Raw genomic sequence first — 1341 nt, 5'->3', positions numbered from 1 at the left:
TGACCCGTCCTGAATTGGGTTGACACCTTTTCCCTCTGGAAAAGGAATGTTCAATGAAATCAACAATCAGGCGCAGCCAACGGGATTACTCGCTGGCCTTCAAGTTGTCAGTGGTCGACCAGGTCGAGCGCGGGGAACTGACCTACAAAAAGGCACAGGAGCGCTATGGGATCCAAGGTCGCAGCACTGTACTTTCCTGGCTTCGCCGGCATGGTCGGCAAGATTGGTCAGCTGGGGCATCATTCCCTCCCATGAGCACTGTCCCCAAAGCCGGGGCGGCCAAGCCGCTTACGCCGGAACAACAGATCAAGGCCCTGCAGGTCCAGTTGCGGGAGGCAAACGAAAAGGCGCAGCTGTTCGAGGCCATCGTGGACGTCCTCAAAGAGGATTACGGGGTGAAAATTGTAAAAAAGCCTTCCGGCAAGTCCTCACGCAAAGGCGCCTCAAAGGCATAAGCGTGGCAAGGGCTTGCCGCCATTTCGGCATCAGTCGGCAGGCGTTCTATCAGGCGGGGCACTGCCATCAGCGGCGAGTTGCTGCTGATGCGACGGCACTGGCACTGGTGAGCGACTGCCGCGCGCGCCAGCCTCGGGTCGGTACGCGCAAGCTGCATCACATGATTGAACCGAGGCTGCAGGAGGCGGGAATCGCTCTGGGTCGGGACCGTCTATTTGACGTGCTTCGAGAAGCACGGCTGCTGGTGCCGCAGCGTCGCGCGTATCACAAGACCACCAACAGTCATCACCGCTTCCGGAGACACCCGAACCTGCTTAAACCGGGCGACGGATGCGTGACGCCGACCGGCAGTGAACAGGTATGGGTCGCGGATATCACCTATTTGCCCACAGATGGAAATTTCGTTTACCTGAGTCTGGTCACCGACGCTTGGTCACGCAAGATCGTAGGCTGGAGCGTGAATGAGACGCTGCAGACCGAACACACTGCGCAAGCATTGGAAATGGCTCTGAAAGCGCGGAAAACGAGGCAGCGTCTGATCCATCATTCGGATCGAGGCATCCAGTACTGCTCGGACAACTACCAGAACATCCACGCCAAGCATGGCCTGACCTGCTCCATGACCGACGGCTACGACTGCTATCAGAACGCGCTGGCGGAGCGGATCAACGGGATCCTCAAATGTGAGTTTCTGCTTCATCGCCCACGGGACCTGGGTCAGGCGCGGAAAATGGTGGCTGAGGCAGTGGAGATCTACAACGCCGAGCGACCCCACCTGTCCCTTAAAATGCAGACGCCCGATGCGATGCATCGGGCGTCCTTGGTCGCCTGACGGCGGCCGGATCATCCACCCCATAGGTGTCAACCTATGGCAGGACGAGTCAC

1 protein-coding gene is annotated in these 1341 nt (G+C 58.8%); it reads left to right on the top strand.

Going from position 1 to position 1341, the window contains the following annotated elements; translation table 11 throughout:
- Positions 1 to 53: 53 nt before the first annotated feature.
- A protein-coding gene (locus tag EKL94_RS22105; protein WP_440086529.1) for an IS3 family transposase occupies positions 54 to 1288 on the top strand; the annotation gives its coding sequence in 2 pieces (ribosomal slippage) (positions 54 to 417 and positions 417 to 1288; 1236 coding nt in all).
- Positions 1289 to 1341: the final 53 nt, after the last annotated feature.

The sequence above is a fragment of the Stenotrophomonas maltophilia genome (assembly GCF_003970865.1).
Taxonomy (GTDB): domain Bacteria; phylum Pseudomonadota; class Gammaproteobacteria; order Xanthomonadales; family Xanthomonadaceae; genus Stenotrophomonas; species Stenotrophomonas maltophilia_AR.
The sequence above is the reverse complement of the archived record's forward strand: the minus strand, read 5'-3'. Positions and strand labels throughout refer to the sequence as shown.